Raw genomic sequence first — 23,008 nt, forward strand, 5'->3', positions numbered from 1 at the left:
CGGACAGCCCGTCCGCTCCGGAGAGGGCGCCCCCGCCGGCGCCTTCGGCTCCGGCGCGCGCCCCGAGCCCCGCGCCGGTCAGCAGCCGCCGCAGCGGCGCGACGGAGCCTCCGCGGGCGCGCTGCCCGCCGGGCCGGGAGAGCGGCGCCCCAGCTGGGCCGACGGCCGCGGCGACCAAGGGGCCGGGCGGTACGAGGCCCCCGACGCACCGCGCGGTCACGAAGAGGCGGAGAGCACCTCGGAGTTCGCCCGTCCGGGTGGGCCCGGCGCGTATCCGCAGCAGCCCGCCGGGCCCGGCGAGACCGCCCAACTTCCGCGTGTGGAGCCGCAGGGCGGCCCTCGCGGTCCGCAGGACACCGGTCAGTACCCCCGGCCCCAGGGCCCGCAGGACACCGGCCAGTACGCCTTTCCGGGCGGTCCCCAGGACACCGGTCAGTACCCGGCCCCCCAGGCTCCTCAGGTCCCTCAGACCCCCCAGGGTCAGCAGGGCCCGCAGGACACCGGCCAGTACGCCGTCCCCCGGCAGGGTGCGGGTGCCTCCGGCGCCCGCGAGTCCTCCCCCTACGAACTGCCCGGCAGCAGCCCGGCCGCGACGGGCTCGGACGAGCGCACGCCGATCTTCGAGTCGATGGAGTCGAGCTGGTTCAGCGCCCGGCAGGCCGCCCAGCAGGCTCCCGCGGCCGCTTCGTCGGGCGAGTCCCCGTCGGCGGAGGCGTCCGGTCCGGCATCCCCCCAGCGGCCCGAGCGGCCCGCCCAGCCGGCGCCCCAGCGGCAGCCCGGCGGCGGGTCCGGCGGCGCCGAGGCCGGCGCCGGGTGGCAGGAGACCCCGAACGACGAGCGCTGGCGCCGGGCCGAACAGCTCCGCCAGCCCGCGGCCGGCGGGGTCACCACCTCCGGTCTGCCCCGCCGCGTGCCGCGCGCCAACCTCGTGGCGGGCACCGCGCAGCAGCGGCCGTCCACACCGACCGGCCCGCAGGTCTCGCGTGCGCCCGATGACGTACGCGGCCGGCTGACCAATCTCCGCCGGGGCATCCAGCAGGGCCGGCAGGCCGGAAGCGGCCAGGCCGGCGGCGCCCGCGGCACAGGCCCCACCTACCAGCAGGAGCGTTAGTTGAGTCCGATGAGCCAGGCGGCGCAGAATCTGAACTGGTTGATCACCAACTTCGTGGACAACACCCCGGGGGTGTCGCACACGGTGGTGGTCTCCGCCGACGGCCTCCTTCTGGCCATGTCCGAGGGGTTTCCGCGGGATCGCGCCGATCAGTTGGCGGCGGTCGCGTCGGGGCTGACCTCGCTGACCGCTGGTGCGTCGCGCATCTTCGAGGGGGGTGCGGTGAATCAGACGGTGGTGGAGATGGAGCGGGGGTTCCTCTTCATCATGTCGATCTCCGACGGTTCCTCGCTGGCGGTGCTGGCGCATCCGGAGGCGGACATCGGTCTGGTCGGGTACGAGATGGCCCTGTTGGTGGACCGTGCGGGTACGGTGCTGACGCCGGACCTCCGCGCCGAACTGCAGGGAAGTCTGCTCAACTAGTCCACGCTCCCCCCACACGAGCACTACAGTCCGCATCGTCGACCACATGCCTCGCTCGGAGGAGCCATGACCCCGCCGCCCGCCTCACCCAATCCGTACGGTGGCCTGAACGACCACGCGCCGTACGGCGGTGAGGGCGACCAGCCGCTGGTGCGGCCGTACGCCATGACCGGGGGCCGCACCCGGCCGCGCTACCAGCTCGCCATCGAGGCGCTGGTGAGCACCACCGCAGACCCGGCACAGCTCATGGGCCTGCTTCCGGAGCACCAGCGGATCTGCCACCTGTGCCAGGAGGTCAAGTCGGTGGCGGAGATCTCCGCGCTGCTCGCCATACCCCTGGGAGTGGCCCGTATCCTCGTGGCCGACCTGGCCGAGGCCGGGATGGTGGCCATCCATCAGCCGGGCAGCAGCAGCGAGCCCGGCGGCGCACCGGATGTGACACTGCTCGAAAGGGTGCTCAGTGGACTTCGCAAGCTCTAGCCCGCAGGCCGCCTACGGGGCCTCCTCGCAGCGTGCCACCACCTCCGCGAAGATCGTGGTGGCGGGCGGGTTCGGCGTGGGCAAGACGACCTTCGTGGGCGCCGTGTCGGAGATCAACCCGCTGCGCACCGAAGCCGTGATGACCGCCGCGTCCGCCGGGATCGACGACCTGACGCACACCGGTGGCAAGACCACCACGACGGTGGCGATGGACTTCGGCCGTATCACGCTGGACCAGGACCTGATCCTGTACCTGTTCGGTACGCCGGGCCAGGACCGGTTCTGGTTCATGTGGGACGATCTGGTGCGCGGTGCGATCGGTGCGGTGGTGCTGGTGGACACGCGCCGGCTGGCGGACTGCTTCCCGGCGGTGGACTACTTCGAGAACTCGGGTCTGCCGTTCGTGATCGCGCTGAACGGTTTCGACGGGCATCAGCCGTACACGCCGGACGAGGTGCGTGAGGCGCTGCAGATCGGTCCGGACGCGCCGATCATCACCACGGACGCGCGGCACCGGGCGGAGGCGAAGAGCGCGCTGATCACGCTGGTCGAGCACGCGCTCCTGGCGCGCCTGCGCTGAGCCGGGCACCGGCTCCCGCGCATGCGCACGGTGGCCGCCCGGATCGCTCAAGTCGCCGACGGCGACAGCGGGTTATGGATCAGTAGCCGGGACGGACCGGGCCTCGCGCCCGGTCCGTCCCGGTCTTCATAACGTTTCGACAGAGAATTGCGGGGTGGATGCCACTCGCCGCGAGCGCCTCGCTCCCCAGCGCGCACAGAATTTCGGCCTTTCGTCAACCTGTGGGTCATATGCCCTTTTCCTCCCGGGCGTCCGCGTGTGATTCGCCACTGGTCCAGGTGTTTGGAAAGCTTCTGCCTGCCGTGCTGAAATTCGCTGAACTCAGCAGTAGTTACGGTTTCATCGAAGACGATGGGCTGAAGCCGAGAGGTTTGGTCGAGTGAGGCGAAGCAATCCGAGCTCCCCGCCCGGGGAGCCGCGTGGCAACTTCACGCCGCCGCAGCGCGCCGTGGAGGCGCACTCCGACCTGCCCGGAAACGGTGGGGAGTCGGGCAGCGGCGGCCGTTTCGCGGTGCGCAACTGGCGCGTGGCCACCAGACTGAACGCCATCCTCCTCATCCCCGTGCTCGTCGCCCTGGTCTTCGGCGGCTTCCGTGTGCAGAACTCCCTGGAGACGCTGAACGAGGCGGAGGACGCCAACCGCACCGCGGAACTGGTCCGCGCCGCCGCCGCGTACGGCCATGCCCTGATCGACGAGCGCGACCGCACCGCCGCGCCGCTGCTGCAGGGCAAGACGGAAGACCCGGTGATCGCCGAGGTGCGCGGGGTCACCGACGCCGCGCGCGAGGAGTTCGACCGCCGCGTCGAGCAGATGCCCGACCAGCAGAACCTCAAGCGCCGTCTCGCCGCCTTCAGGCAGGTCGAGCCGGAGCTGGAGGAGCTGCGCCAGGCCGCCTACACCGACCGGCTCAAGGGCGTGGAGACCGAGGAGGGCTACGTCCGGGTCCAGCATCCGCTGATGGAGTTCGCCAACGAACTGGGCCTGGGCACCGGCAACATCACCTCCTACGGCCGTACCGTCTACGCGATCTCGCTCTCCAAGGCCGCCGAGTCCCTGCAGCGCTCGATCGGCACCCACCTGCTGATCAAGCCCGGCCCGGGCGCGGCGGACAAGCAGCGCCAGCTCACCGCCTTCAGCTCCTACGCGTACCTGGAGAACATCGCCGTCGAGGAGTACCGCGGCGGCTCCTCTCCGGAGGACTGGGAGCTGCTGCAGGAGGAGAAGGCCAAGGCGGACGAGGAGGCCCGGGAGCGGCTCGCCGAGGCCGAGGAGGAGGCGGAGGCCGCCGGACGGGACTTCGCCACCCCGCCCGCGACCGACAAGATGATCCAGGCCATCGCCTCCGGGACCTCCCCCCAGAAGCTGCGGGCCGGCGGCGTCACCGCCGAGAACTGGTACACCGCGGCCACCGCCAACTTCAACGCCTACCGCGAGGTGGAGAAGAACCTCACCGACCGGGCTGTGAACGAGACGGCCCAGATCGCCTCGGACGCCAAGCGGGACGCCATCGTCAACTCCGTCATCGTGCTCGCCGCCCTGGTGGTCGCCTTCGTGATCGCCGGAATGATGGCCCGCTCGATGAGCAACAACATGCGCCGGCTGCGCACCGCGGCCTTCGACGTCGCCCAGCAGCGGCTGCCGATGCTGGTGGACCAGCTCTCCCGCACCGACCCGGGCAAGGTCGACACCCGCGTCCAGCCCATCCCGATCAACAGCCGCGACGAGATCGGCGAGGTCGCCCGAGCCTTCGACCAGGTCCACCGCGAGGCCGTCCGGCTCGCCGCCGAGCAGGCGCTGCTGCGGGGGAACGTCAACGCGATCTTCACCAACCTCTCGCGCCGCAACCAGGGCCTCATCGAGGGCCAGCTCGCCCTCATCACGGACCTGGAGAACAACGAGGCCGACCCGGACCAGCTGGAGAACCTCTTCAAGCTGGACCACCTGGCGACCCGTATGCGCCGCAACGGCGAGAACCTGCTGGTCCTCGCGGGCGAGGAGCCCGGCCGCCGCTGGACCCAGCCGGTGCCGCTGGTTGACGTGCTGCGCGCCGCCTCCTCCGAGGTGGAGGACTACGAGCGCATCGAGCTGTCCGGAGTCCCCGAGAGCGAGATCCACGGCGCCGTCGTCACCGACCTGGTGCACCTGCTGGCCGAGCTGCTGGAGAACGCCACCTCGTTCTCCTCGCCGCAGACCAAGGTCAAGGTCACCGCGACCAGGCTGCCCGACGGCCGGGTGATGATCGAGATCCACGACAAGGGCATCGGTCTGACCCCCGAGGACTTCGCCGACATCAACCACAAGCTGGCCAACCCGCCGACGGTGGACGCGGCCATCTCCCAGCGCATGGGACTGTTCGTGGTCGGCCGCCTGTCCCTGCGGCACGGCATCCGCGTCCAGTTGCGCCCCTCCGGCGAGCAGGCGGGCACCACCTCGCTGGTCATGCTCCCGGAGGAGATCACGCACGGCGGTGGCGGCCAGGAGGAGGTCGAGGAGGACTTCACCGTCTCCCGGATCGTCCCGGAGCAGCCGAACGCGGCCCAGCCCGCACCCCAGAACCGCCAGCTGTCCGCCGCCGACCTGGGCTTCGACGACTCCCGTTACGGCTCCCAGGCCGAGGAGCAGGAGAACTCCCCCCAGCTCGACCCGCTCGGGCGCTCGCTGATGCGCGAGGAGCGGCGCGCGGCGCTGGAGTCCCAGCAGCCCCAGCAGCCCCGGTACCAGCAGCAGGAAGGCGGTTACGGCGGCTACGGGGACGAGAACAACACCCACGCCCAGGAGCAGTACGCCCCCCAGGCCCCCCAGCAGGCCTCCTACGACCAGCAGGCCCCCTACGACCCCGGGCAGACCGGTCAGTACGGCTCGCAGGCCGGCTTCCCGGAGGGCGCCGGCTACGGGCAGGAGACGGGATACGGCCAGGGGTACCAGGACGGTTACCAGTCGCAGTACCAGCAGTCCCAGCAGCAGGGCGGCGGGTACGACGGCGGTTACGGCGACGGTTTCGGCCGGCAGCACCAGGGCGAGTACCGACCGGACTACGGGACCGGGTACGGGGAGAACGGCTACGACGCCGGGCAGGAGCCCGTCCGGAATACGGAAGCGGAATCCTTCCCCAGCGCTCCCGAAGACGGCCCGGAACGCGTAGGCTTCGATCGACCGGGTCAGGATTCGGACGCTTCCACCACCGTGACCGGCGCAGGACTCCCGCGCCGGGAGCCGCGGGGGCAGCAGTCCGATGAGGGCTCGGCCCCGCGGTACCAGCCGCAAGCGGAATCCCCGGAAGTGCCCCGGCAGGCGGATCGCTCCGACGATTCCGGCTGGCGCACGGCGAACGACGAGCGCTGGCAGCGGGCGGAGGGGCTCCGCGACCCCAAGGCCGGCGGAGTCACCCCCTCCGGTCTGCCCCGCCGCGTGCCCAAGGCCAACCTGGTCGAGGGCACCGCGGAGCAGACACCCCAGGACGGGGCCCAGGTCTCCCGCAACCCGGAGGACGTCCGAGGCAGGTTGAGCAACCTGCACCGCGGCGTCCGGCGGGGACGCACCGCGGGCGGCTCCGACAACACCCAGAATGACCGACCGGGCTTCGGCCCCGGCAGCACCTACGATCAGGAGCGTTAGTGTGAGCCCGATGAGCCAGGCGGCGCAGAACCTGAACTGGTTGATCACCAACTTCGTGGACAACACCCCGGGGGTGTCGCACACGGTGGTGGTCTCCGCCGACGGCCTCCTTCTGGCCATGTCCGAGGGGTTTCCGCGGGATCGCGCCGATCAGTTGGCGGCGGTCGCGTCGGGGCTGACCTCGCTGACCGCTGGTGCGTCGCGCATCTTCGAGGGGGGTGCGGTGAATCAGACGGTGGTGGAGATGGAGCGGGGGTTCCTCTTCATCATGTCGATCTCCGACGGTTCCTCGCTGGCGGTGCTGGCGCATCCGGAGGCGGACATCGGTCTGGTCGGGTACGAGATGGCCCTGTTGGTGGACCGTGCGGGTACGGTGCTGACGCCGGACCTCCGCGCCGAACTGCAGGGAAGTCTGCTCAACTAGCAATACGGGCCGTGCGTATCGCGTCTCCGCGCCATAAGGTGCGGGGACGCGGTGGGCTAGCGGCACACGAACAAGCCGGCCCCGGTGACGTCAGGCAGTGGAGGAGGAGACGTGGCAACGCCCCCAGGCGGTCCCTACGGCGGTGAGCACCGGTCTCAGCCGCAGCACGACCCGTCCATGAAGCGCTACAACTTCCCCTCCGCCCCGAGCGGTCAGCAGTGGCAGGAGCCCCACTCCCAGCCCGGGCCGCAGGACCACCCCCAGTACCAGCAGCCTCAGCAGCCCCACACTCAGCAGCCTCCTCACCCGGGGCGGGCCGAGGAGCCTCCCAGGCCCCGCCGCTCCCAGCCCGCGGCCGACGGCCGCGGCGGGTCGTCGCCGCTGGTGCGGCCGTACGCCATGACCGGGGGCCGCACCCGGCCGCGCTACCAGCTCGCCATCGAGGCGCTGGTGCACACCACCGCGCAGCCCGCCCGCCTCCAGGGTCAGCTCCCGGAGCACCAGCGGATCTGCCATCTGTGTTACGAGATCAAATCGGTTGCCGAGATCTCCGCACTTCTCTCCATTCCCTTGGGCGTCGCCCGTATCCTCGTGGCCGACCTGGCCGAGGCCGGCCTCGTCGCCATCCATCAGCCGGGCAGCAGCAGCGAGCCCGGCGGCCAGCCAGATGTGACACTGCTCGAAAGGGTGCTCAGTGGACTTCGCAAGCTCTAGCGGTGCAACCCGCTCCACCACCTCCGCGAAGATCGTGGTGGCGGGCGGGTTCGGCGTGGGCAAGACGACCTTCGTGGGCGCCGTGTCGGAGATCAACCCGCTGCGCACCGAAGCCGTGATGACCGCCGCGTCCGCCGGGATCGACGACCTGACGCACACCGCCGACAAGACCACCACGACGGTGGCGATGGACTTCGGCCGTATCACGCTGGACCAGGACCTGATCCTGTACCTGTTCGGTACGCCGGGCCAGGACCGGTTCTGGTTCATGTGGGACGATCTGGTGCGCGGTGCGATCGGTGCGGTGGTGCTGGTGGACACGCGCCGGCTGGCGGACTGCTTCCCGGCGGTGGACTACTTCGAGAACTCGGGTCTGCCGTTCGTGATCGCGCTGAACGGTTTCGACGGGCATCAGCCGTACACGCCGGACGAGGTGCGTGAGGCGCTGCAGATCGGTCCGGACGCGCCGATCATCACCACGGACGCGCGGCACCGGGCGGAGGCGAAGAGCGCGCTGATCACGCTGGTCGAGCACGCGCTCATGGCACGCCTGCGCTGAGCACACCCGCGCTGGGCACGCCCGCGCCGAGCGGACAGGGGATTCTCCTCCCCGCTTCCACCCGCTACCCGCGGGCCACACCTCCACACATGCGCACGGCAGGGCCCCGCACACCGCGAGTGTGCGGGGCTTACCCTTGAGTGTCATCTCCCACCCGCGACCAACGAGGGGCAGCACCACCCGTGCGCATCGCCAGATTCTCCATCGACGGCAACGTCGCGTTCGGAGTCGTGGAAGGGGACGCAGGCAGCAGCGACGGCCTCGTCCTCGACATCATCAAGGGCCACCCCTTCGCCGAGTTCGAGCGCTCGGGCAAGAGGGTCCCCCTGGACAAGGTGCGGCTGCTGCCGCCCGTGCTCCCGAACAAGGTGGTGGCCATCGGCCGCAACTACGCCGAGCACGCGGCGGAGATGGGCGGCGAGGTCCCCGAGGCGCCGGTCGCGTTCTTCAAGCCCTCCACCTCGGTGATCGGCCCCGGCGACCCGATCGTCTACCCGTCCTTCTCCCGTGAGGTGCACCACGAGGCCGAGCTGGCCGTGGTCATCGGCCGGATGTGCAGCCAGGTGCCCCGGGAGCGGGTGGCGGACGTGATCCTCGGCTACACCTGCGCCAACGACGTCACCGCCCGCGACGTCCAGCGCACCGAGTCCCAGTGGGCCCGGGCCAAGGGCTTCGACAGCTCCTGCCCGCTGGGCCCGTGGGTGGTCACCGACGTCGACCCGGCGGACCTGGCCGTCATGTGCACCGTCAACGGCGAGCAGCGGCAGCTCGGCCGCACCGGCCAGATGGTGCGCTCGGTGGAGGATCTGGTCGTCCACATCACCGAGGCGATGACACTGCTCCCCGGGGACGTCATCCTCACCGGCACCCCGGCGGGCGTCGGCCCCATCAACGTCGGCGACGAGGTCGCCGTCACCATCGAAGGCATCGGCACTCTCACCAACAAGGTGATCAAGCGTGGCTAGCGCATCTGACGTACGCGTACGGTTCTGTCCCTCGCCGACCGGCAACCCCCATGTGGGCCTGGTCCGCACCGCCCTGTTCAACTGGGCGTTCGCCCGGCACCACGGCGGCACCCTGGTCTTCCGCATCGAGGACACCGACGCGGCCCGCGACTCCGAGGAGTCCTACGAGCTGCTGCTGGACTCGATGCGCTGGCTGGGCCTGACCTGGGACGAGGGCCCCGAGGTCGGCGGCCCGTACGCCCCTTACCGCCAGTCGCAGCGCATGGACGTCTACGCCGACGTCGCCGGCAAGCTGATGGAGGCCGGCCACGCCTACCGCTGCTACTGCACCGCCGAGGAGCTGGAGGAGCGGCGCGAGGCCGCGCGCAAGGCCGGGAAGCCCTCCGGCTACGACGGCAAGTGCCGCACCCTCACCGAGGAGCAGAAGGCCGCCCACGAGGCCGAGGGCCGCGCCTCCATCGTCCGCTTCCGGATGCCGGACGAGGCGATCACCTTCACCGACCTGGTCCGCGGCGAGCTGACCTTCACCCCGGAGAACGTCACCGACTACGGCATCGTCCGTGCCAACGGCGTCCCGCTGTACACGCTGGTCAATCCGGTCGACGACGCCCTGATGGAGATCACCCACGTCCTGCGCGGCGAGGACCTGCTCTCCTCCACCCCCCGCCAGATCGCGCTGTACCGGGCACTGGCGGAGATCGGCGTCGGCAACGGGAGCACCCCTCGGTTCGGGCACCTGCCGTACGTGATGGGGGAGGGCAACAAGAAGCTTTCCAAGCGCGACCCGCAGTCCTCGCTCAACCTCTACCGCGAGCGCGGCTTCCTCCCCGAGGGCCTGCTCAACTACCTGGCCCTGCTGGGCTGGTCGATCGCCGAGGACCGGGACATCTTCTCGCTGGAGGAGATGGTCGCCGCCTTCGAGATCGGCGACGTCAACGCCAACCCGGCGCGCTTCGACCTCAAGAAGTGCGAGGCCATCAACGCCGTCCACATCCGGGATCTGGACACCAAGGAGTTCATCGCCCGCTGCGAGCCGTGGCTGACCGCCCCGCACGCCCCCTGGGCGCCCGAGAGCTTCGACCGCGCCGCCTTCGAGGCGCTCGCGCCCCTGGCCCAGACCCGTCTCACCGTCCTGTCCGACATCACCGCCAACGTCGACTTCCTCTTCCTGGACGAGCCGGTTCAGGACGAGGCGGCCTGGGCCAAGGCCATGAAGCCCGGCGCGGACGCCCTGCTGCGCACCGCGCGGGCGAAGCTGGCCGAGGCGGAGTGGAACGCCGACGCCCTGAAGGCGGCCGTCCTGGCCGCCGGTGAGGAGCACGGGCTCAAGCTCGGCAAGGCCCAGGCACCGGTCCGCGTCGCCGTCACCGGCCGTACCGTCGGGCTGCCCCTGTTCGAGTCCCTGGAGGTCCTGGGCCGGGAGCGCACCCTGGCCCGCGTGGACGCCGCCCTGACCAGGCTGGAGGCCGCCGCGCAGGCGTGAGCCGCCGAAGAGGGCGTGAAACCTTGTGAGGGAGGCCGGGAGCTCTGCTCCCGGCCTCCCCGGGCTTTTCCGGGGCGAACTCCGTCCGCACCCGCGCGGGCGGAACGCCTCCGCCGCCGGCGACGGGGTCGCAGCGGTCACCATGCGTGCGGGAGCGGTGCGGGCGGCCGGCGTTTCCGGCCGCCGGCGACCCGGCGGGAACTCGTTTTGGAGCACGGGCTTCCATCGGGTAATGTTCTTCCCGTCGCCAGGCGGAACGGGCCGAAAGGCCAAAGACGCAAGGCGGTCACCAGGACAAAAGTTCCGCAAGAGCTTGAGTTCCGGTGGGGTATGGTGTAATTGGCAGCACGACTGATTCTGGTTCAGTTAGTCTAGGTTCGAGTCCTGGTACCCCAGCGCGATCTTCCCAGCAAGATCCAAGCCCCCGTTGTGTAGCGGCCTAGCACGCCGCCCTCTCAAGGCGGTAGCGCCGGTTCGAATCCGGTCGGGGGTACTCGCGGTCCTTCGGGATCGCTGCTGGGGCCCCCGTTGTGTAGCGGCCTAGCACGCCGCCCTCTCAAGGCGGTAGCGCCGGTTCGAATCCGGTCGGGGGTACAAGCAGGACAAGAGGCCCTCCGCTTCGGCGGGGGGCCTCTTGCCGTTTTCCCGCCGGTGTGTCCGCGGCGAGGCGCCTCGCCGCGGACACACCGGCGGGACGTTCAGCCCCCGTTGCGGCGCAGCGCCTCGGTGAGGCGGCCGGCGGCCTCCACGATCGCCTGGGCGTGCATCCGGCCCGGGTGGCGGGTCAGGCGCTCGATCGGTCCCGAGACCGACACCGCCGCCACCACGCGGTTGGACGGGCCGCGCACCGGTGCCGAGACCGAGGCGACACCGGGCTCGCGTTCGCCGATGGACTGGGCCCAGCCGCGCCGCCGCACGCCCGAGAGAGCCGTCGCCGTGAAGCGGGCGCCCTGCAGCCCCCGGTGCAGCCGCTCCGGCTCCTCCCAGGCCATCAGGACCTGGGCCGCCGAGCCGGCCTTCATCGGGAGGGTGGAGCCGACCGGCACGGTGTCCCGCAGTCCGGACAGCCGTTCCGCCGCGGCGACGCAGATCCGCATGTCCCCTTGGCGGCGGTAGAGCTGGGCGCTCTCCCCGGTGATGTCGCGCAGGTGCGTGAGCACCGGGCCCGCCGAGGCGAGCAGCCTGTCCTCGCCCGCGGCGGCGGCCAGCTCGGCCAGGCGCGGACCCAGGATGAAACGGCCCTGCATGTCGCGGGCCACGAAGCGGTGGTGTTCCAGTGCCACCGCGAGCCGGTGCGCCGTGGGACGCGCGAGCCCGGTCGCTCCGACCAGCCCGGCGAGGGTTGCCGGACCGGACTCCAGAGCGCTCAATACCAGAGCCGCCTTGTCGAGTACGCCGACGCCGCTAGAGTTGTCCATGCAACGATATTCGCGTCTCACATTACGAAACGCAAGTTCCTTTTCCCCGGGAACCCGCCAAGCTGGGGTGACAGTCGCCACCCCGCCCTTGCGGAGGCGGCGGCACGGATGTCGAGACGAGGCCGGCAGTGCGGCCGGTCGGAGGGAAAGCGATGGGACGGACACTCGCGGAGAAGGTCTGGGACGACCACGTCGTCCGGCGCGCGGAAGGCGAGCCCGACCTCCTCTTCATCGACCTGCACCTGCTGCACGAGGTCACCAGCCCCCAGGCGTTCGACGGGCTGCGCAAGAACGGGCGCCGGGTGCGGCGCACCGACCTCACCATCGCCACCGAGGACCACAACACCCCCACCCTCGACATCGACAAGCCCATCGCCGACCCCGTCTCGCGCACCCAGCTGGAGACGCTGCGCAAGAACTGCGCGGACTTCGGGGTGCGGCTGCACCCGCTGGGCGACGTCGAGCAGGGCGTCGTCCACGTCGTGGGACCGCAGCTGGGACTGACCCAGCCGGGCATGACGGTGGTCTGCGGCGACAGCCACACCTCCACGCACGGCGCCTTCGGCGCGCTGGCGTTCGGCATCGGCACCAGCCAGGTCGAGCACGTCCTGGCCACCCAGACCCTGCCGATGGCGCCCTTCAGGACCATGGCGGTCACGGTCAACGGCGAGCTGCCCGAGGGTGTGACGGCCAAGGACCTGATCCTGGCGATCATCGCCCGGATCGGCACCGGCGGCGGGCAGGGCTATGTGATCGAGTACCGCGGCGAGGCCATCGAGAAGCTGTCGATGGAGGCGCGGATGACCATCTGCAACATGTCCATCGAGGCAGGCGCCCGCGCGGGCATGATCGCCCCGGACGAGACCACCTTCGCCTACCTCGAGGGGCGCGAGCACGCGCCCAAGGGCGCCGACTGGGACGCGGCCGTGGAGTACTGGCGGACGCTGCGCACCGATGAGGGCGCCGTCTTCGACCACGAGGTGGTCATCGAGGCGTCCGAGCTGGCGCCGTTCGTGACCTGGGGCACCAACCCCGGCCAGGGCGCGCCGCTGAGCGCGAGCGTGCCGGACCCGGCCTCCTTCGCCGACCCCAGCGAGAAGCTGGCCGCCGAGAACGCGCTGAAGTACATGGGCCTGACCGCCGGGCAGCCGCTGCGCGAGATCGCCGTGGACACCGTGTTCGTCGGTTCCTGCACCAACGGCCGCATCGAGGACCTGCGCGCGGCCGCCGCCCTGCTCAAGGGCCGGAAGGTCGCCGACGGGGTGCGGATGCTGGTGGTGCCCGGCTCGGTACGGGTGGCGCTCCAGGCCGTCGAGGAGGGCCTGGACAAGGTGTTCACCGAGGCCGGCGCCGAGTGGCGGCACGCGGGCTGCTCGATGTGCCTGGGCATGAACCCCGACCAGCTCAAGCCCGGTGAGCGCTCCGCGTCCACCTCCAACCGCAACTTCGAGGGCAGGCAGGGCAAGGGCGGCCGTACCCATCTGGTCTCCCCGCAGGTGGCCGCCGCCACCGCGGTCCTGGGTCACCTGGCCTCGCCCGCCGACCTGTCCGACGCAACCGAGCCCGCGGGAGTCTGAGGAAAAGCCATGGAAGCCTTCACCACCCACACCGGCCGCGCCGTCCCGCTGCGCCGCTCCAACGTCGACACCGACCAGATCATCCCCGCGCACTGGCTGAAGAAGGTCACCCGCGACGGCTTCGAGGACGGACTGTTCGAGGCCTGGCGCAAGGACGAGGAGTTCGTGCTCAACCGGCCGGAGCGGCAGGGCGCCACCGTCCTGGTGGCCGGACCCGACTTCGGCACCGGCTCCTCGCGCGAGCACGCCGTCTGGGCGCTGCAGAACTACGGCTTCAAGGCCGTGATCTCCTCCCGCTTCGCCGACATCTTCCGCGGCAACTCGCTGAAGAATGGTCTGCTGACCGTCGTCCTGCCGCAGCCGACCGTGGACGCGCTGTGGGAGCTGACGGAGGCCGACCCCACGGTCGAGATCACCGTCGACCTGGTGGCCCGCAAGGTCACCGCGCCCGGCATCGAGGCGGACTTCGAGCTGGACGAGAACGCCCGCTGGCGGCTGCTGGAGGGGCTGGACGACATCAGCATCACCCTCAGGCACGAGGAGGACATCGCCGCGTACGAGGCGAAGCGCCCCTCCTTCAAACCGCAGACGCTCCCCGTCTGACGGCCTGTACCCCGTACGCCCGCCCGCCGCGGCGGACGCACGCGCGCCCCTCCGAGCGCCCCCGGCTCCACGAGCCGGGGGCGCTCGGGCGTACGGGCGGGCACACGGGGAAGGAGGAGAGACCAAGTTCCTTACCGCTGCGCACAGTTGCCTCACCCGTACGTGTCCGCCCGCGGCGTGTTGGGGCCGGCCGGGGTGACAACTCACCTTCAATGGCACAATCGGTGCATGGACAGCGACGGCCAACTTCCCCTCTACGACCTCGTCGCCGCCCGACTGAAGGAAGCGCACACCATGGTGCGCGCGCTGCAAGTGCCCGACGGCGTACGGGCGGCGCTCGTCCGCAGGCTCCTGGCCGTCACGGCCGCCGCGAAGCACGACCTGGGCGGTGCGGCACGGCGGCTGGACCGGCTGATGGAGGACATCCGGGCCGGCGACGGCCTCTTCCCCGAAGAAGGGGAAGACCGGTGCGCGGACCGAAGTGCGTGATGGTCTATTTCGTTGCGACACAAGGGTGATTCGCACGTTTCGCGTTTGATTTGCGGTAAATATCTGCCTAACGTGCGAAAAAGCTTGGACAGATTCGTTCCGGCAATGCCTCCGAAGGGGAAGACGTGAACAAGGCGCAGCTCGTTGAAGCAATTGCCGACAAGCTCGGCGGACGACAGCAGGCCGCCGACGCGGTCGACGTGGTGCTGGACGCGATCGTCCGTGCGGTCGTCGCCGGCGACCGGGTCTCGGTCACCGGATTCGGCTCGTTCGAGAAGGTGGAGCGCCCGGCCCGCTACGCCCGCAACCCGCAGACCGGCGAGCGCGTCAGGGTCAAGAAGACCTCCGTTCCGCGTTTCCGAGCCGGTCAGGGCTTCAAGGATCTGGTCAGCGGCGCCAAGAAACTCCCCAAGGGCGGCGAGGTGGCCGTGAAGAAGGCCCCCAAGGGCAGCCTCTCGGGCGGGGCCGGCGCCACCACCCGCAAGGCGGCGGCCAAGAAGGCCGCCGCCAAGAAGACGGCGACCAAGGCCGCCCCGGCGAAGAAGACGGCGGCGAAGAAGACCACCGCCAAGAAGACGGCGACCAAGGCCGCCCCGGCGAAGAAGACGGCGGCGAAGAAGACCACCGCCAAGAAGACGACCGGAAAGAAGAGCGCCGGAAAGGCCGTCGCCAAGAAGGCGCCCGCCAAGAAGACCCCCGGCCGCAGGACCTCGGCGCGCAAGAGGGCGGCGACCCGCAGGAAGTGAGTCGCGGAAAGTGGGCCGCGGGAAGTGAGCCGGGCACACGGGCATGCGGTGACCGCGCCGGGCCGGACTCCAGGGGAGTCCGGCCCGCGGTCCGTCCCGGGACCACCGTCCGGCCGGGCCGGGCGCCCGGTTCGTCCGGTGCCGCGTCGGTCGGGGTCTGCCCGGTGGCTAGGCCCCCGGCCTCCGGCCGGGGGAGCGCGTGCCCGGGGCACCACCCGGCCGGAGGCCGGGGGAGGCGGCGAGCGGGGTGAACCCTGACCGACGCGGCGCTAGGCTCGGCGCCATGCAGGCCACCGCGTACACCTACGACCCCGCGACCCGCAGCGGCAGCGTGCTCCTCGACGACGGCACGCCCCTCCCCTTCGACGCCGAGGCGTTCGACGCGGGGGGCCTGCGGCTGCTGCGCCCGGGGCAGCGGGTACGGATCGAGACCGAGACCCTGACCGGCACCGAAACAGGAACCGGCACCGGCGCCGAGGGCGGGCGGCGCCGGATCACGCTGGTGACGCTGCAGACGTTCTGAGCGTGTGCGGACCCACGCCCAGGGCCAGTGCCGCGGCCAGATCCTCGCCGGTGTCCACGTCCCGCCGGACACTGTCCACCCCGGGCAGGGTGATCTCCGCCGCCCCGGAGCGCAGATGACGGGCGCGTGAGGCGCCTCCGAAGGCCGGGGCCAGGGCAGCGCCGCCGGACGCGGCGAGCAGCGTGGTGCCGACCCCGGCGGCGTCGGCCAGGAAGGCCCGGCGGTGCGCCCGCGCCGCCTCCAGCACCCGGGCCAGTTCCCCGGGGCGCAGGGCGGGCAGATCGGCGTTGAGCGCGGCCACCGGAGCGCCGGGACGCTCCAGCCGTACGACCGCCTCGCCGTGCTCCAGCGCGGCGTTCAGACCGGCGCCCGGCGCGTCCGGCACGATCCGCGCCCCCAGAGCGGCCAGTTCCGCCTCCGCGAGCGGATCGTCCGTGACGATCACCACACCCTCCACCGCCGCGCAGGCCAGTGCCGCGGCGACGGTGTCCTGGGCGAAGGCCAGGGCCAGTGCGGGCCGCAGCCCGCTCCCCGCAGCCGGGGCCAGCCTGCTCTTCGCCAGCACCAGGGGTTTGAGGGGCACCACCAGGGTCCAGCCCCGTGCCGCCGCGGTCCTCGCCGCCGTGTCGTCGCGATGCATCGGCACCATTCTCACCCGCCGCCGGAGCCGCCCGGGGCTTTACGGGGTTACGGTGTGCTCGACAGGGCGACGACCCGGGGCGACACTTGTGCGGTTGTTCCCGGCGGCGCGTGTGCCGCAGCAGGCAAGAGGAGATGGTGTCCGGGTGTCCCGCCGCAGAATCGGCTTCTGGTACCGCTTTGCCGCGGTTTTGGCGAAACCGCCCCTGGTGGTGCTGTTCAAGCGGGACTGGCGCGGAATGGAGCATATTCCTCAAGAGGGTGGATTCATCACCGTGGTGAATCACAACTCCTATCTGGACCCGCTCTCCTACGCCCACTACCAGTACAACACCGGCCGCGTCCCCCGTTTCCTGGCCAAGGACTCCCTGTTCAAGGGCGGATTCGTCGGCGCGGTGATGCGCGGCACCGGGCAGATCCCCGTCTACCGCGAGACCGCCGACGCCGTGAGCGCCTTCCGCGCCGCCGTCGAGGCGATCGACAAGGGCGAGTGCGTGGCGTTCTACCCCGAGGGCACCCTCACCCGCGACCCGGACATGTGGCCGATGGAGGGCAAGACCGGTGCCGCCCGCGTCGCCCTGATCACCAGGGCACCCGTCATCCCCGTCGCGCAGTGGGGCGCCAACGAGGCCGTGCCGCCGTACGCGGGGATCAGGAAGATCCGGCTCTTCCCGCGCAGGACGCTGAAGGTGCTGGCCGGGCCGCCCGTCGACCTGTCCCGGTTCTACGACCGCGAACCCACCGCGGAACTGCTGCGCGAGGTCACCGACGTCATCATGGACGCGATCACGCAGCTGCTGGCCGAGGTGCGCGGCGAACCCGCGCCGGCCCAGCGCTACGACCGCCGGGCACTCTCGCGGAGCCGGCGCGGCCCCGCCGCGCACGGCACCGGCGAGAAGCCGGCCGCCGGCCGGAAGACCGCCGGCCGCGCGGCAGCCGAGGGAGAGAGCGCGTGACGCGAGTCGCCGTCTACGGCACCGGATCCTGGGGCACCGCCTTCGCGATGGTGCTCGCCGACGCCGGCTGCGAGGTGACCCTGTGGGGCCGCCGGGCGGAGCTGGCCGATGCGGTCAACACCACCCGCACCAACCCCGACTACCTGCCCGGGGTCGTCCTCCCCGAGGCCGTGCGCGCCACCACCGACCCGGCCGAGGCCGCGGCCGGGGCCCACTTCACGGTGCTGGCCGTGCCCTCCCAGACCCTGCGCGGCAACCTCTCGGCCTGGAAGCCGCTGCTGCCGCCGGACACCGTGCTCGTCTCCCTGATGAAGGGCGTCGAACTCGGCACCGCCAAGCGGATGAGCGAGGTGATCGAGGAGGTCGCCGGGGCCGGCCCGGACCGGATCGCCGTACTGTCCGGCCCCAACCTGGCCCGCGAGATCGCCGAGCGGCAGCCCGCCGCCTCCGTCGTCGCCTGCCGCGACGAGGAGGTGGCCCGCAGACTCCAGGCCGCCTGCCACACCCCGTACTTCCGCCCCTACACCAACACCGATGTCGTCGGCTGCGAACTGGGCGGGGCGGTGAAGAACGTCATCGCGCTGGCCGTCGGCATCGCCGACGGCATGGGCCTGGGCGACAACGCCAAGGCCTCGCTGATCACCCGCGGCCTGGCCGAGACCACCCGGCTCGGCCTGGCCATGGGCGCCGACGCGCACACCTTCGCCGGCCTGGCGGGACTGGGCGACCTGGTCGCCACCTGCTCCTCGCCGCTGTCGCGCAACCACACCTTCGGCACCAACCTCGGCAGGGGCATGACCCTGGCGGAGACCGTCGCGGCGACCAGGCAGACCGCCGAGGGCGTCAAGTCCTGCGAGTCGGTGCTGGACCTGGCCCGGCGGCACGGTGTCGAGATGCCCATCACCGAGACAGTCGTCGACATCGTCCACGACGGCAAGCCGCCGCTGGTCGCCCTCAAGGAACTGATGTCGCGCAGCGCCAAGCCCGAGCGCCGCTGACCGCCCGCCACCGTCACGTCAGGTAATCTCGCCCGGATATGAGCAGCCAGTCCTTCTCCCCAGGCCCCCAGACGCCCCCGCCGCCCGGCCGGCGGCCGCGCGTCGCCGTCGTCTTCGGCGGCCGCAGCTCCGAACACGGGATCTCCGTGGTCACCGCGGGCGCCGTACTGCGCGCCATCGACCGCAACGCCTACGACGTCCTGCCCATCGGCATCACCGCCGACGGCCGCTGGGCGCTGACCGCGGACGACCCCGAGCGCATGGCGATCGCCGACCGCGCCCTGCCGAGCGTGGAGCAGCTCGCCGAGTCCGACACCGGCTCCGTGCTGCTGCCCTTCGAGCCGGACAACCGCGAGGTCGTCTACAGCGAGCCGGGCTCGGTGCCCAAGGTGCTCGGGGAGGTCGATGTCGTCTTCCCCATGCTGCACGGCCCGTACGGAGAGGACGGCACCCTCCAGGGCCTGCTGGACCTGGCCGGGGTGCCCTACGTCGGCTCGGGTGTGCTGGCCTCGGCGGTCGGCATGGACAAGGAGTACATGAAGCGGGTCTTCACCTCCTTCGGGCTGCCCGTCGGGCCCTACACGGTGATCAGGCCGCGCGAGTGGGAGCGGGACGAGAAGGCCGCGCGGAAGAGGATCGTGGACTTCGCGGCCGACCACGGCTGGCCGGTCTTCGTCAAGCCCGCCCGGGCCGGATCCTCCTTCGGCATCACCAAGGTCGAGGACCTGGCGGGCCTGGACGAGGCGATCGCCGAGGCGCGGCGCCACGACCCCAAGATCATCGTCGAGTCGCTGCTGCGCGGCCGTGAGATCGAGTGCGGCGTCCTGGAGTTCGAGGACGGCCCGCGCGCCAGCCTGCCGGCCGAGATCCCGCCGGCCACGGCCCACGACTTCTACGACTTCGAGGCGAAGTACATCGACTCCGCCGAGGGCCTGGTGCCCGCCCCGCTGACCGACGAGCAGACCCGCGAGGTCCGGGAACTGGCGGTGCGCGCCTTCGACGCGGCCTCCTGCGAGGGCCTGGTCCGCGCGGACTTCTTCCTGCTGGACAGCGGCGAGTTCGTCATCAACGAGATCAACACGATGCCCGGCTTCACGCCCATCTCCATGTACCCGCGGATGTGGGAGGCCAGCGGAGTCGGCTACCCGGAGCTGGTCGACCGCCTCATCAGGGCCGCCCTGCGCCGCCCGACCGGCCTGCGCTGACCGGCCCGCACGGATTCGGTCCGCACGGATTCGGCCCGCGCGGATTCGTTCCGGGCCCGCGAGGGGAGCGCGGGCCTCGAACGGGCACGGCGGGACGTCACAGCGGCTTCTCCGGGACCGTCTCCCGTACCGCGTCGGCGAGGTCGACCAGGGCGTTGACCTCGGGCGCGTACGCGTCGGGGACGGTCACCCGGACGAAGACCTCGCGTTCGAGGAGAGTGAACCGGTGGCCGCCGCCTTGCTCCTCCAGCAGCCAGGAGACCCCGTTCACCTCCACCGACTCGGAGGTGGGGTTGTAGTGTTCACTGCCGGGCGTGAGGACCTCGGGCCGCGGCACCCCGCAGCCCAGTTCGATCGCGGGATCGCCCCACACGGCGGCGAACCGCGTCTCGGGCTCGATCTCGCCCCGGGGCTGCCCGTCCACCTCCTCGGGCAGCGCGCCGTACAGCTCGCGGCAGACATCGGCGGCCTCGCCCGTCGGGCTCGGCACGGGCGGACCGGAGCGGTCGCCGCCGGACGGCGTGCAGCCGGCCGCCGCGGCGAGCACGGCGAGCACGACGGCGGGCGTACGGAGGGCGGACGGCAGGGACCGGCGGGACACGGAGCTCACCGGGCGAGCATACGGGGAGCTACAGATGCACGACCGGGCAGGTCAGGGTGCGGGTGATGCCCTCCACGTGCTGGATGCGGGCCACCACCATGCGGCCCAGGTCGTCCACCGTGTCGGCCTCGGCCCGCACGATCACGTCGTAGGGACCGGTCACGTCCTCGGCCCGGACCACTCCCGGAATCGCGCCGACGACCTCGGCGACGGACGACGCCTTGCCGACCTCCGTCTGGATCAGGATGTACGCCTGTACCACGGAACCTCCAGGGCGGCTACGAGGATCATGTGGGAAGAAGGGACGCCACGGTACCGCGTCACCCGTACCGCCGGGGAGACCCGCACCGCGGGCGGGCGCGGCGGTACGGCGGCGCGGGGGGCCGGACCGGCGGCCGCGGCGGTACCGTTCGAGCGCACGGAAGAAGGGGTACGACGATGCTGAGTTCTCCCGGGGGGCAGCCTCCCCCTGGATTCCCTGGGGGCGCCCCCAGGACCCCCGGCCGTACCGTGGGGGAGCTCGGGGAGTTCGGACTGATCCGCGAGCTGACCTCGCGGATCACCCCCACCCCGGCCGTACGGATCGGTCCGGGCGACGACGCGGCCGTGGTCGCCGCGCCCGACCGGCGCGTGGTGGCCAGCACCGATCTGCTGCTGGAGGGGCGGCACTTCCGGCGCGACTGGTCCACCGCCTACGACGTCGGCCGCAAGGCCGCGGCGCAGAACCTGGCCGACATCGCCGCCATGGGAGCCGAACCCACCGCGCTCCTGCTCGGTCTCGTCCTGCCCGCCGAACTCCCCGCCACCTGGCCCACCGAGCTGATGGACGGACTCCACGACGAGTGCCAGGTCGCGGGCGCGGCCGTGGTCGGCGGAGACGTGGTGCGCGGCGAGACCATCACCGTGGCCATCACCGCGCTGGGCGACCTGCACGGACGCGAGCCGGTCACCCGTTCCGGAGCGAGGCCCGGCGACACCGTCGCGGTGACCGGCTGGCTGGGCTGGTCGGCCGCCGGTCACTCGGTGCTCGCCCGCGGGTTCCGCTCGCCGCGGGCCTTCGTCGAGGCCCACCGCCGCCCCGAGCCGCCGTACCACGCGGGCCCGGCGGCGGCGGAGCTGGGCGCGACGGCGATGACGGACGTCAGCGACGGGCTCATCGCCGACCTCGGGCACATCGCCGAGGCCAGCAAGGTCCGTATCGACATCCGCTCGTCGGCCCTCGACGTCCCCGTCCAGATGTCCGACATCGGGCAGGCGGTGGGCATCGACCCGCTGCAGTGGGTCCTCACCGGGGGCGAGGACCACGCGATCGTCGCCACCTTCCCCGCCGACGCCAAACTCCCCGCCCGCTGGCGCCGTATCGGCGAGGTTCTGCACCCCTCCGCCGCGCCGCAGGTCACGGTGGACGGCGCCCCGTGGGACCGGGCGGGCGGCTGGGATCACTTCGGCGACTGACCCGCCGGCGCCGCCGCTCTCGCGGGCCTGGCCGCCCGCCGAGGGGGCTGCCCGATCGACGGTCGCTGTGAACACGGGCGGGAGTCACCCGACGGAAGGGCACCAGGGCGGGGCGGCTTAGGCTGCGGGGCATGCGTACACCACCACCGCGCGTCCTCACCGTCGCCGGGTCCGACTCCGGCGGCGGAGCGGGCATCCAGGCCGACCTGAAGACCATGCTCGCGCTCGGCACCCACGGGATGAGCGTGCTCACCGCCGTCACCGCGCAGAACTCCCTGGGCGTGCAGGGCGCCTGGGAACTGCCGGCCGAGGCGGTGCGGCAGCAGTTCCGCAGCGTCGTGGACGACATCGGGGTGCAGGCGGTCAAGACCGGCATGCTGGCCACCGCCGAGCTGGTCGCGACGGTCGCCGGCCTCCTGGACGGCCTCGCCGCGCCCGTGGTCGTCGATCCCGTCGGGGTCTCCAAGCACGGCGACCCGCTGCTGGCCGCCGAGGCGCTGGAGACGGTGCGCGCCGCACTGCTGCCCAGGGCCACCGTCGCCACCCCCAACCTGGACGAGGTCGCACAGCTCACCGGCGTACGGGTGGAGCGCGAGGCCGATCTGCCGCGTGCGGCGGAGGCGGTGCTGGCATACGGGCCGCGGTGGGCGCTGATCAAGGGCGGCCACCTCAAGGACGGTGCGGACGCGGTGGACCTGCTCACCGACGGCACCACCGAGCACTGGCTGCGCGCTCCCCGCCACGACAACCGCCACACCCACGGAACCGGCTGCACCCTGGCCGCCGCGATCGCCGCACGGCTGGCGAAGGGGCGCCCGGTCCCGGAGGCGGTCGCCGATGCCAAGGAGTACGTGACGGGCGCCATCGCCGCGGGCTTCGCGCTGGGCGGCGGCATCGGCCCGGTGGACCACGGCTGGCGGCTGGAGGAGGAGGCCCCGGAAAGGGAGTCCTGAGCGGCCGTTTCGGCCGGCCGCACGGCGGCGCCGGGAGGCGGCGACGCAGGAAGGCCGGTCCACCTGAGGTGGACCGGCCTTCCCGCGTAACCGGCAAAGTGGCCGCGCTGGGCGTTGCGTCAGCGCGAGACCGGATCACCCCCGCCGCACGGCGGGGGAGAGGTCATGCGTTCAGCGCGAGACCTTGCCGGCCTTGATGCACGAGGTGCAGACGTTGAGCCGCTTCGGCGTCCGACCGACCATCGCACGCACCCGCTGGATGTTGGGGTTCCAACGGCGGGACGTACGGCGGTGCGAGTGCGAGATGTTGTTGCCGAAGCCCGGCCCCTTGCCGCAGACGTCGCAGTTGGCAGCCACGGGTCACTCCAAAGACTTCAGATGCACTTACAGTGAAATCCCGGCGTCGGCAGGATCAGAGGATGACCGGCACTGCCAGGGAATTGGGTAGAGCCCGAGCGGGTCGGGCAACCGGGGAAGCATACCTCGCCCC

The 23,008-nt window shown here is 71.8% G+C and carries 24 protein-coding genes, 3 tRNA genes and 1 pseudogene; 23 read left to right on the top strand and 5 right to left on the bottom strand.

Features of this window, described 5'->3' with window-relative positions; genetic code table 11:
- From L7D48_RS09755 to L7D48_RS09815, 13 genes and pseudogenes are all read left to right on the top strand, one after another.
- Positions 1–1,111 (top strand): annotated as a pseudogene (locus L7D48_RS09755) (histidine kinase); the annotation flags it as partial.
- Between the two features lie 9 nt (positions 1,112–1,120).
- Positions 1,121–1,534, top strand: coding sequence for a roadblock/LC7 domain-containing protein (locus L7D48_RS09760; RefSeq protein ID WP_026057603.1), 414 nt, complete (start codon positions 1,121–1,123; stop codon positions 1,532–1,534).
- A gap of 66 nt (positions 1,535–1,600) precedes the next feature.
- A complete protein-coding gene (locus L7D48_RS09765) occupies positions 1,601–2,014 on the top strand; it encodes a DUF742 domain-containing protein (RefSeq protein WP_237878592.1) in 414 nt (137 codons plus the stop codon).
- Complete coding sequence (locus L7D48_RS09770; protein ID WP_237878593.1) at positions 1,995–2,594, top strand: ATP/GTP-binding protein; 600 nt, start codon at positions 1,995–1,997, stop codon at positions 2,592–2,594. The genes L7D48_RS09765 and L7D48_RS09770 overlap by 20 nt, the downstream gene beginning before the upstream one ends.
- Before the next feature lie 379 nt (positions 2,595–2,973).
- A complete protein-coding gene (locus L7D48_RS09775; RefSeq protein WP_237878594.1) occupies positions 2,974–6,210 on the top strand; it encodes a nitrate- and nitrite sensing domain-containing protein in 3,237 nt (1,078 codons plus the stop codon).
- 10 nt (positions 6,211–6,220) lie between these two features.
- Positions 6,221–6,634, top strand: a complete 414-nt coding sequence (locus tag L7D48_RS09780) for a roadblock/LC7 domain-containing protein (RefSeq protein WP_026057603.1) — start codon at positions 6,221–6,223, stop codon at positions 6,632–6,634.
- Between the two features lie 111 nt (positions 6,635–6,745).
- On the top strand, positions 6,746–7,348 hold the full coding sequence (locus tag L7D48_RS09785) for a DUF742 domain-containing protein (protein ID WP_237878595.1): 603 nt from the start codon (positions 6,746–6,748) through the stop codon (positions 7,346–7,348).
- Positions 7,329–7,907, top strand: coding sequence for an ATP/GTP-binding protein (locus L7D48_RS09790; protein ID WP_165869416.1), 579 nt, complete (start codon positions 7,329–7,331; stop codon positions 7,905–7,907). Before L7D48_RS09785 ends, L7D48_RS09790 begins: the two co-directional genes overlap by 20 nt.
- Positions 7,908–8,089: 182 nt before the next feature.
- The gene (locus L7D48_RS09795) at positions 8,090–8,872 is read left to right on the top strand and encodes a fumarylacetoacetate hydrolase family protein (protein ID WP_237878596.1); all 783 of its coding nucleotides are present in this window, start codon (positions 8,090–8,092) and stop codon (positions 8,870–8,872) included.
- Complete coding sequence (gene gltX / locus L7D48_RS09800) at positions 8,865–10,355, top strand: glutamate--tRNA ligase (RefSeq protein WP_237878597.1); 1,491 nt, start codon at positions 8,865–8,867, stop codon at positions 10,353–10,355. The genes L7D48_RS09795 and gltX overlap by 8 nt, the downstream gene beginning before the upstream one ends.
- Positions 10,356–10,679: 324 nt before the next feature.
- Positions 10,680–10,751, top strand: a tRNA-Gln gene (locus L7D48_RS09805).
- Between the two features lie 24 nt (positions 10,752–10,775).
- A tRNA-Glu gene (locus L7D48_RS09810) sits at positions 10,776–10,848 on the top strand.
- A 28-nt stretch (positions 10,849–10,876) separates the two neighbouring features.
- Positions 10,877–10,949: transfer RNA gene (locus L7D48_RS09815), tRNA-Glu, on the top strand.
- 104 nt (positions 10,950–11,053) lie between these two features.
- On the opposite strand, the gene ndgR is transcribed toward L7D48_RS09815, so the two are convergent.
- The gene (ndgR, locus tag L7D48_RS09820; protein WP_206348990.1) at positions 11,054–11,773 is read right to left on the bottom strand and encodes an IclR family transcriptional regulator NdgR; all 720 of its coding nucleotides are present in this window, start codon (positions 11,771–11,773) and stop codon (positions 11,054–11,056) included.
- 152 nt (positions 11,774–11,925) lie between these two features.
- On the opposite strand from ndgR, the gene leuC reads away from it, so the two are divergent.
- The 5 genes from leuC (at position 11,926) to L7D48_RS09845 (ending at position 15,711) form a co-directional block, all read left to right on the top strand.
- Positions 11,926–13,350 carry a 3-isopropylmalate dehydratase large subunit gene (gene leuC / locus L7D48_RS09825; RefSeq protein WP_237878598.1) on the top strand — a complete coding sequence of 475 codons (1,425 nt, stop codon included), beginning with the start codon at positions 11,926–11,928 and terminating at the stop codon, positions 13,348–13,350.
- A gap of 9 nt (positions 13,351–13,359) precedes the next feature.
- Positions 13,360–13,953: a 3-isopropylmalate dehydratase small subunit gene (leuD, locus tag L7D48_RS09830; RefSeq protein WP_237878599.1), complete on the top strand. Its 594-nt coding sequence runs from the start codon at positions 13,360–13,362 to the stop codon at positions 13,951–13,953.
- A gap of 228 nt (positions 13,954–14,181) precedes the next feature.
- A complete protein-coding gene (locus tag L7D48_RS09835; protein WP_237878600.1) occupies positions 14,182–14,442 on the top strand; it encodes a hypothetical protein in 261 nt (86 codons plus the stop codon).
- Positions 14,443–14,567: 125 nt separating this feature from the next.
- The gene (locus tag L7D48_RS09840) at positions 14,568–15,188 is read left to right on the top strand and encodes an HU family DNA-binding protein (protein ID WP_237878601.1); all 621 of its coding nucleotides are present in this window, start codon (positions 14,568–14,570) and stop codon (positions 15,186–15,188) included.
- A gap of 283 nt (positions 15,189–15,471) precedes the next feature.
- Positions 15,472–15,711 (top strand): hypothetical protein, encoded by a 240-nt coding sequence (locus L7D48_RS09845; RefSeq protein WP_237878602.1) that lies wholly within the window; start codon positions 15,472–15,474, stop codon positions 15,709–15,711.
- Here the strand turns inward: L7D48_RS09845 and cofC are convergent.
- Positions 15,683–16,360 carry a 2-phospho-L-lactate guanylyltransferase gene (cofC, locus tag L7D48_RS09850; protein ID WP_374491831.1) on the bottom strand — a complete coding sequence of 226 codons (678 nt, stop codon included), beginning with the start codon at positions 16,358–16,360 and terminating at the stop codon, positions 15,683–15,685. The two genes, L7D48_RS09845 and cofC, sit on opposite strands and share 29 nt — an antisense overlap.
- 136 nt (positions 16,361–16,496) lie before the next feature.
- Between cofC and L7D48_RS09855 the strand changes: the two genes are divergently transcribed.
- The 3 genes from L7D48_RS09855 to L7D48_RS09865 are packed head-to-tail and all read left to right on the top strand — an operon-like array spanning position 16,497 to position 19,509.
- Positions 16,497–17,306: a 1-acyl-sn-glycerol-3-phosphate acyltransferase gene (locus L7D48_RS09855; RefSeq protein ID WP_237878604.1), complete on the top strand. Its 810-nt coding sequence runs from the start codon at positions 16,497–16,499 to the stop codon at positions 17,304–17,306.
- Positions 17,303–18,304: an NAD(P)H-dependent glycerol-3-phosphate dehydrogenase gene (locus L7D48_RS09860; protein ID WP_237878605.1), complete on the top strand. Its 1,002-nt coding sequence runs from the start codon at positions 17,303–17,305 to the stop codon at positions 18,302–18,304. The genes L7D48_RS09855 and L7D48_RS09860 overlap by 4 nt, the downstream gene beginning before the upstream one ends.
- A 38-nt stretch (positions 18,305–18,342) precedes the next feature.
- Entirely contained in the window at positions 18,343–19,509 is a 1,167-nt protein-coding gene (locus L7D48_RS09865) for a D-alanine--D-alanine ligase family protein (protein ID WP_237878606.1), read from the top strand.
- Between the two features lie 97 nt (positions 19,510–19,606).
- Here L7D48_RS09865 and L7D48_RS09870 read toward each other — a convergent pair whose 3' ends face one another.
- Positions 19,607–20,119 carry a DUF3515 domain-containing protein gene (locus L7D48_RS09870; RefSeq protein WP_237878607.1) on the bottom strand — a complete coding sequence of 171 codons (513 nt, stop codon included), beginning with the start codon at positions 20,117–20,119 and terminating at the stop codon, positions 19,607–19,609.
- A gap of 19 nt (positions 20,120–20,138) precedes the next feature.
- The gene (locus L7D48_RS09875; RefSeq protein ID WP_093662086.1) at positions 20,139–20,372 is read right to left on the bottom strand and encodes an Lrp/AsnC family transcriptional regulator; all 234 of its coding nucleotides are present in this window, start codon (positions 20,370–20,372) and stop codon (positions 20,139–20,141) included.
- A 248-nt stretch (positions 20,373–20,620) separates the two neighbouring features.
- Between L7D48_RS09875 and L7D48_RS09880 the strand changes: the two genes are divergently transcribed.
- A complete protein-coding gene (locus L7D48_RS09880) occupies positions 20,621–21,565 on the top strand; it encodes a thiamine-phosphate kinase (protein WP_237878608.1) in 945 nt (314 codons plus the stop codon).
- A 131-nt stretch (positions 21,566–21,696) separates the two neighbouring features.
- Positions 21,697–22,518 (top strand): bifunctional hydroxymethylpyrimidine kinase/phosphomethylpyrimidine kinase, encoded by an 822-nt coding sequence (gene thiD, locus L7D48_RS09885; protein ID WP_237878609.1) that lies wholly within the window; start codon positions 21,697–21,699, stop codon positions 22,516–22,518.
- 171 nt (positions 22,519–22,689) lie between these two features.
- Here thiD and rpmB read toward each other — a convergent pair whose 3' ends face one another.
- Complete coding sequence (gene rpmB / locus L7D48_RS09890) at positions 22,690–22,875, bottom strand: 50S ribosomal protein L28 (protein ID WP_093662092.1); 186 nt, start codon at positions 22,873–22,875, stop codon at positions 22,690–22,692.
- Between the last annotated feature and the right edge of the window lie 133 nt (positions 22,876–23,008).

Origin of the sequence: Streptomyces sp. ICN903, assembly GCF_022015835.1 — a bacterium.
In the GTDB taxonomy this organism is placed as follows: Bacteria; Actinomycetota; Actinomycetes; order Streptomycetales; family Streptomycetaceae; genus Streptomyces; species Streptomyces fenghuangensis.

Excerpts from the sequence above, each read along its gene's own strand:
- L7D48_RS09760 (WP_026057603.1), top strand. The coding sequence starts at position 1,121 with ATGAGCCAGGCGGCGCAGAATCTGAACTGGTTGATCACCAACTTCGTG.
- L7D48_RS09765 (WP_237878592.1), top strand. The coding sequence starts at position 1,601 with ATGACCCCGCCGCCCGCCTCACCCAATCCGTACGGTGGCCTGAACGAC.
- L7D48_RS09780 (WP_026057603.1), top strand. The coding sequence starts at position 6,221 with ATGAGCCAGGCGGCGCAGAACCTGAACTGGTTGATCACCAACTTCGTG.
- ndgR (WP_206348990.1), bottom strand. The coding sequence starts at position 11,773 with ATGGACAACTCTAGCGGCGTCGGCGTACTCGACAAGGCGGCTCTGGTA.
- leuC (WP_237878598.1), top strand. The coding sequence starts at position 11,926 with ATGGGACGGACACTCGCGGAGAAGGTCTGGGACGACCACGTCGTCCGG.
- leuD (WP_237878599.1), top strand. The coding sequence starts at position 13,360 with ATGGAAGCCTTCACCACCCACACCGGCCGCGCCGTCCCGCTGCGCCGC.
- L7D48_RS09835 (WP_237878600.1), top strand. The coding sequence starts at position 14,182 with ATGGACAGCGACGGCCAACTTCCCCTCTACGACCTCGTCGCCGCCCGA.
- L7D48_RS09845 (WP_237878602.1), top strand. The coding sequence starts at position 15,472 with ATGCAGGCCACCGCGTACACCTACGACCCCGCGACCCGCAGCGGCAGC.
- cofC (WP_374491831.1), bottom strand. The coding sequence starts at position 16,360 with ATGGTGCCGATGCATCGCGACGACACGGCGGCGAGGACCGCGGCGGCA.
- L7D48_RS09865 (WP_237878606.1), top strand. The coding sequence starts at position 18,343 with ATGAGCAGCCAGTCCTTCTCCCCAGGCCCCCAGACGCCCCCGCCGCCC.
- thiD (WP_237878609.1), top strand. The coding sequence starts at position 21,697 with ATGCGTACACCACCACCGCGCGTCCTCACCGTCGCCGGGTCCGACTCC.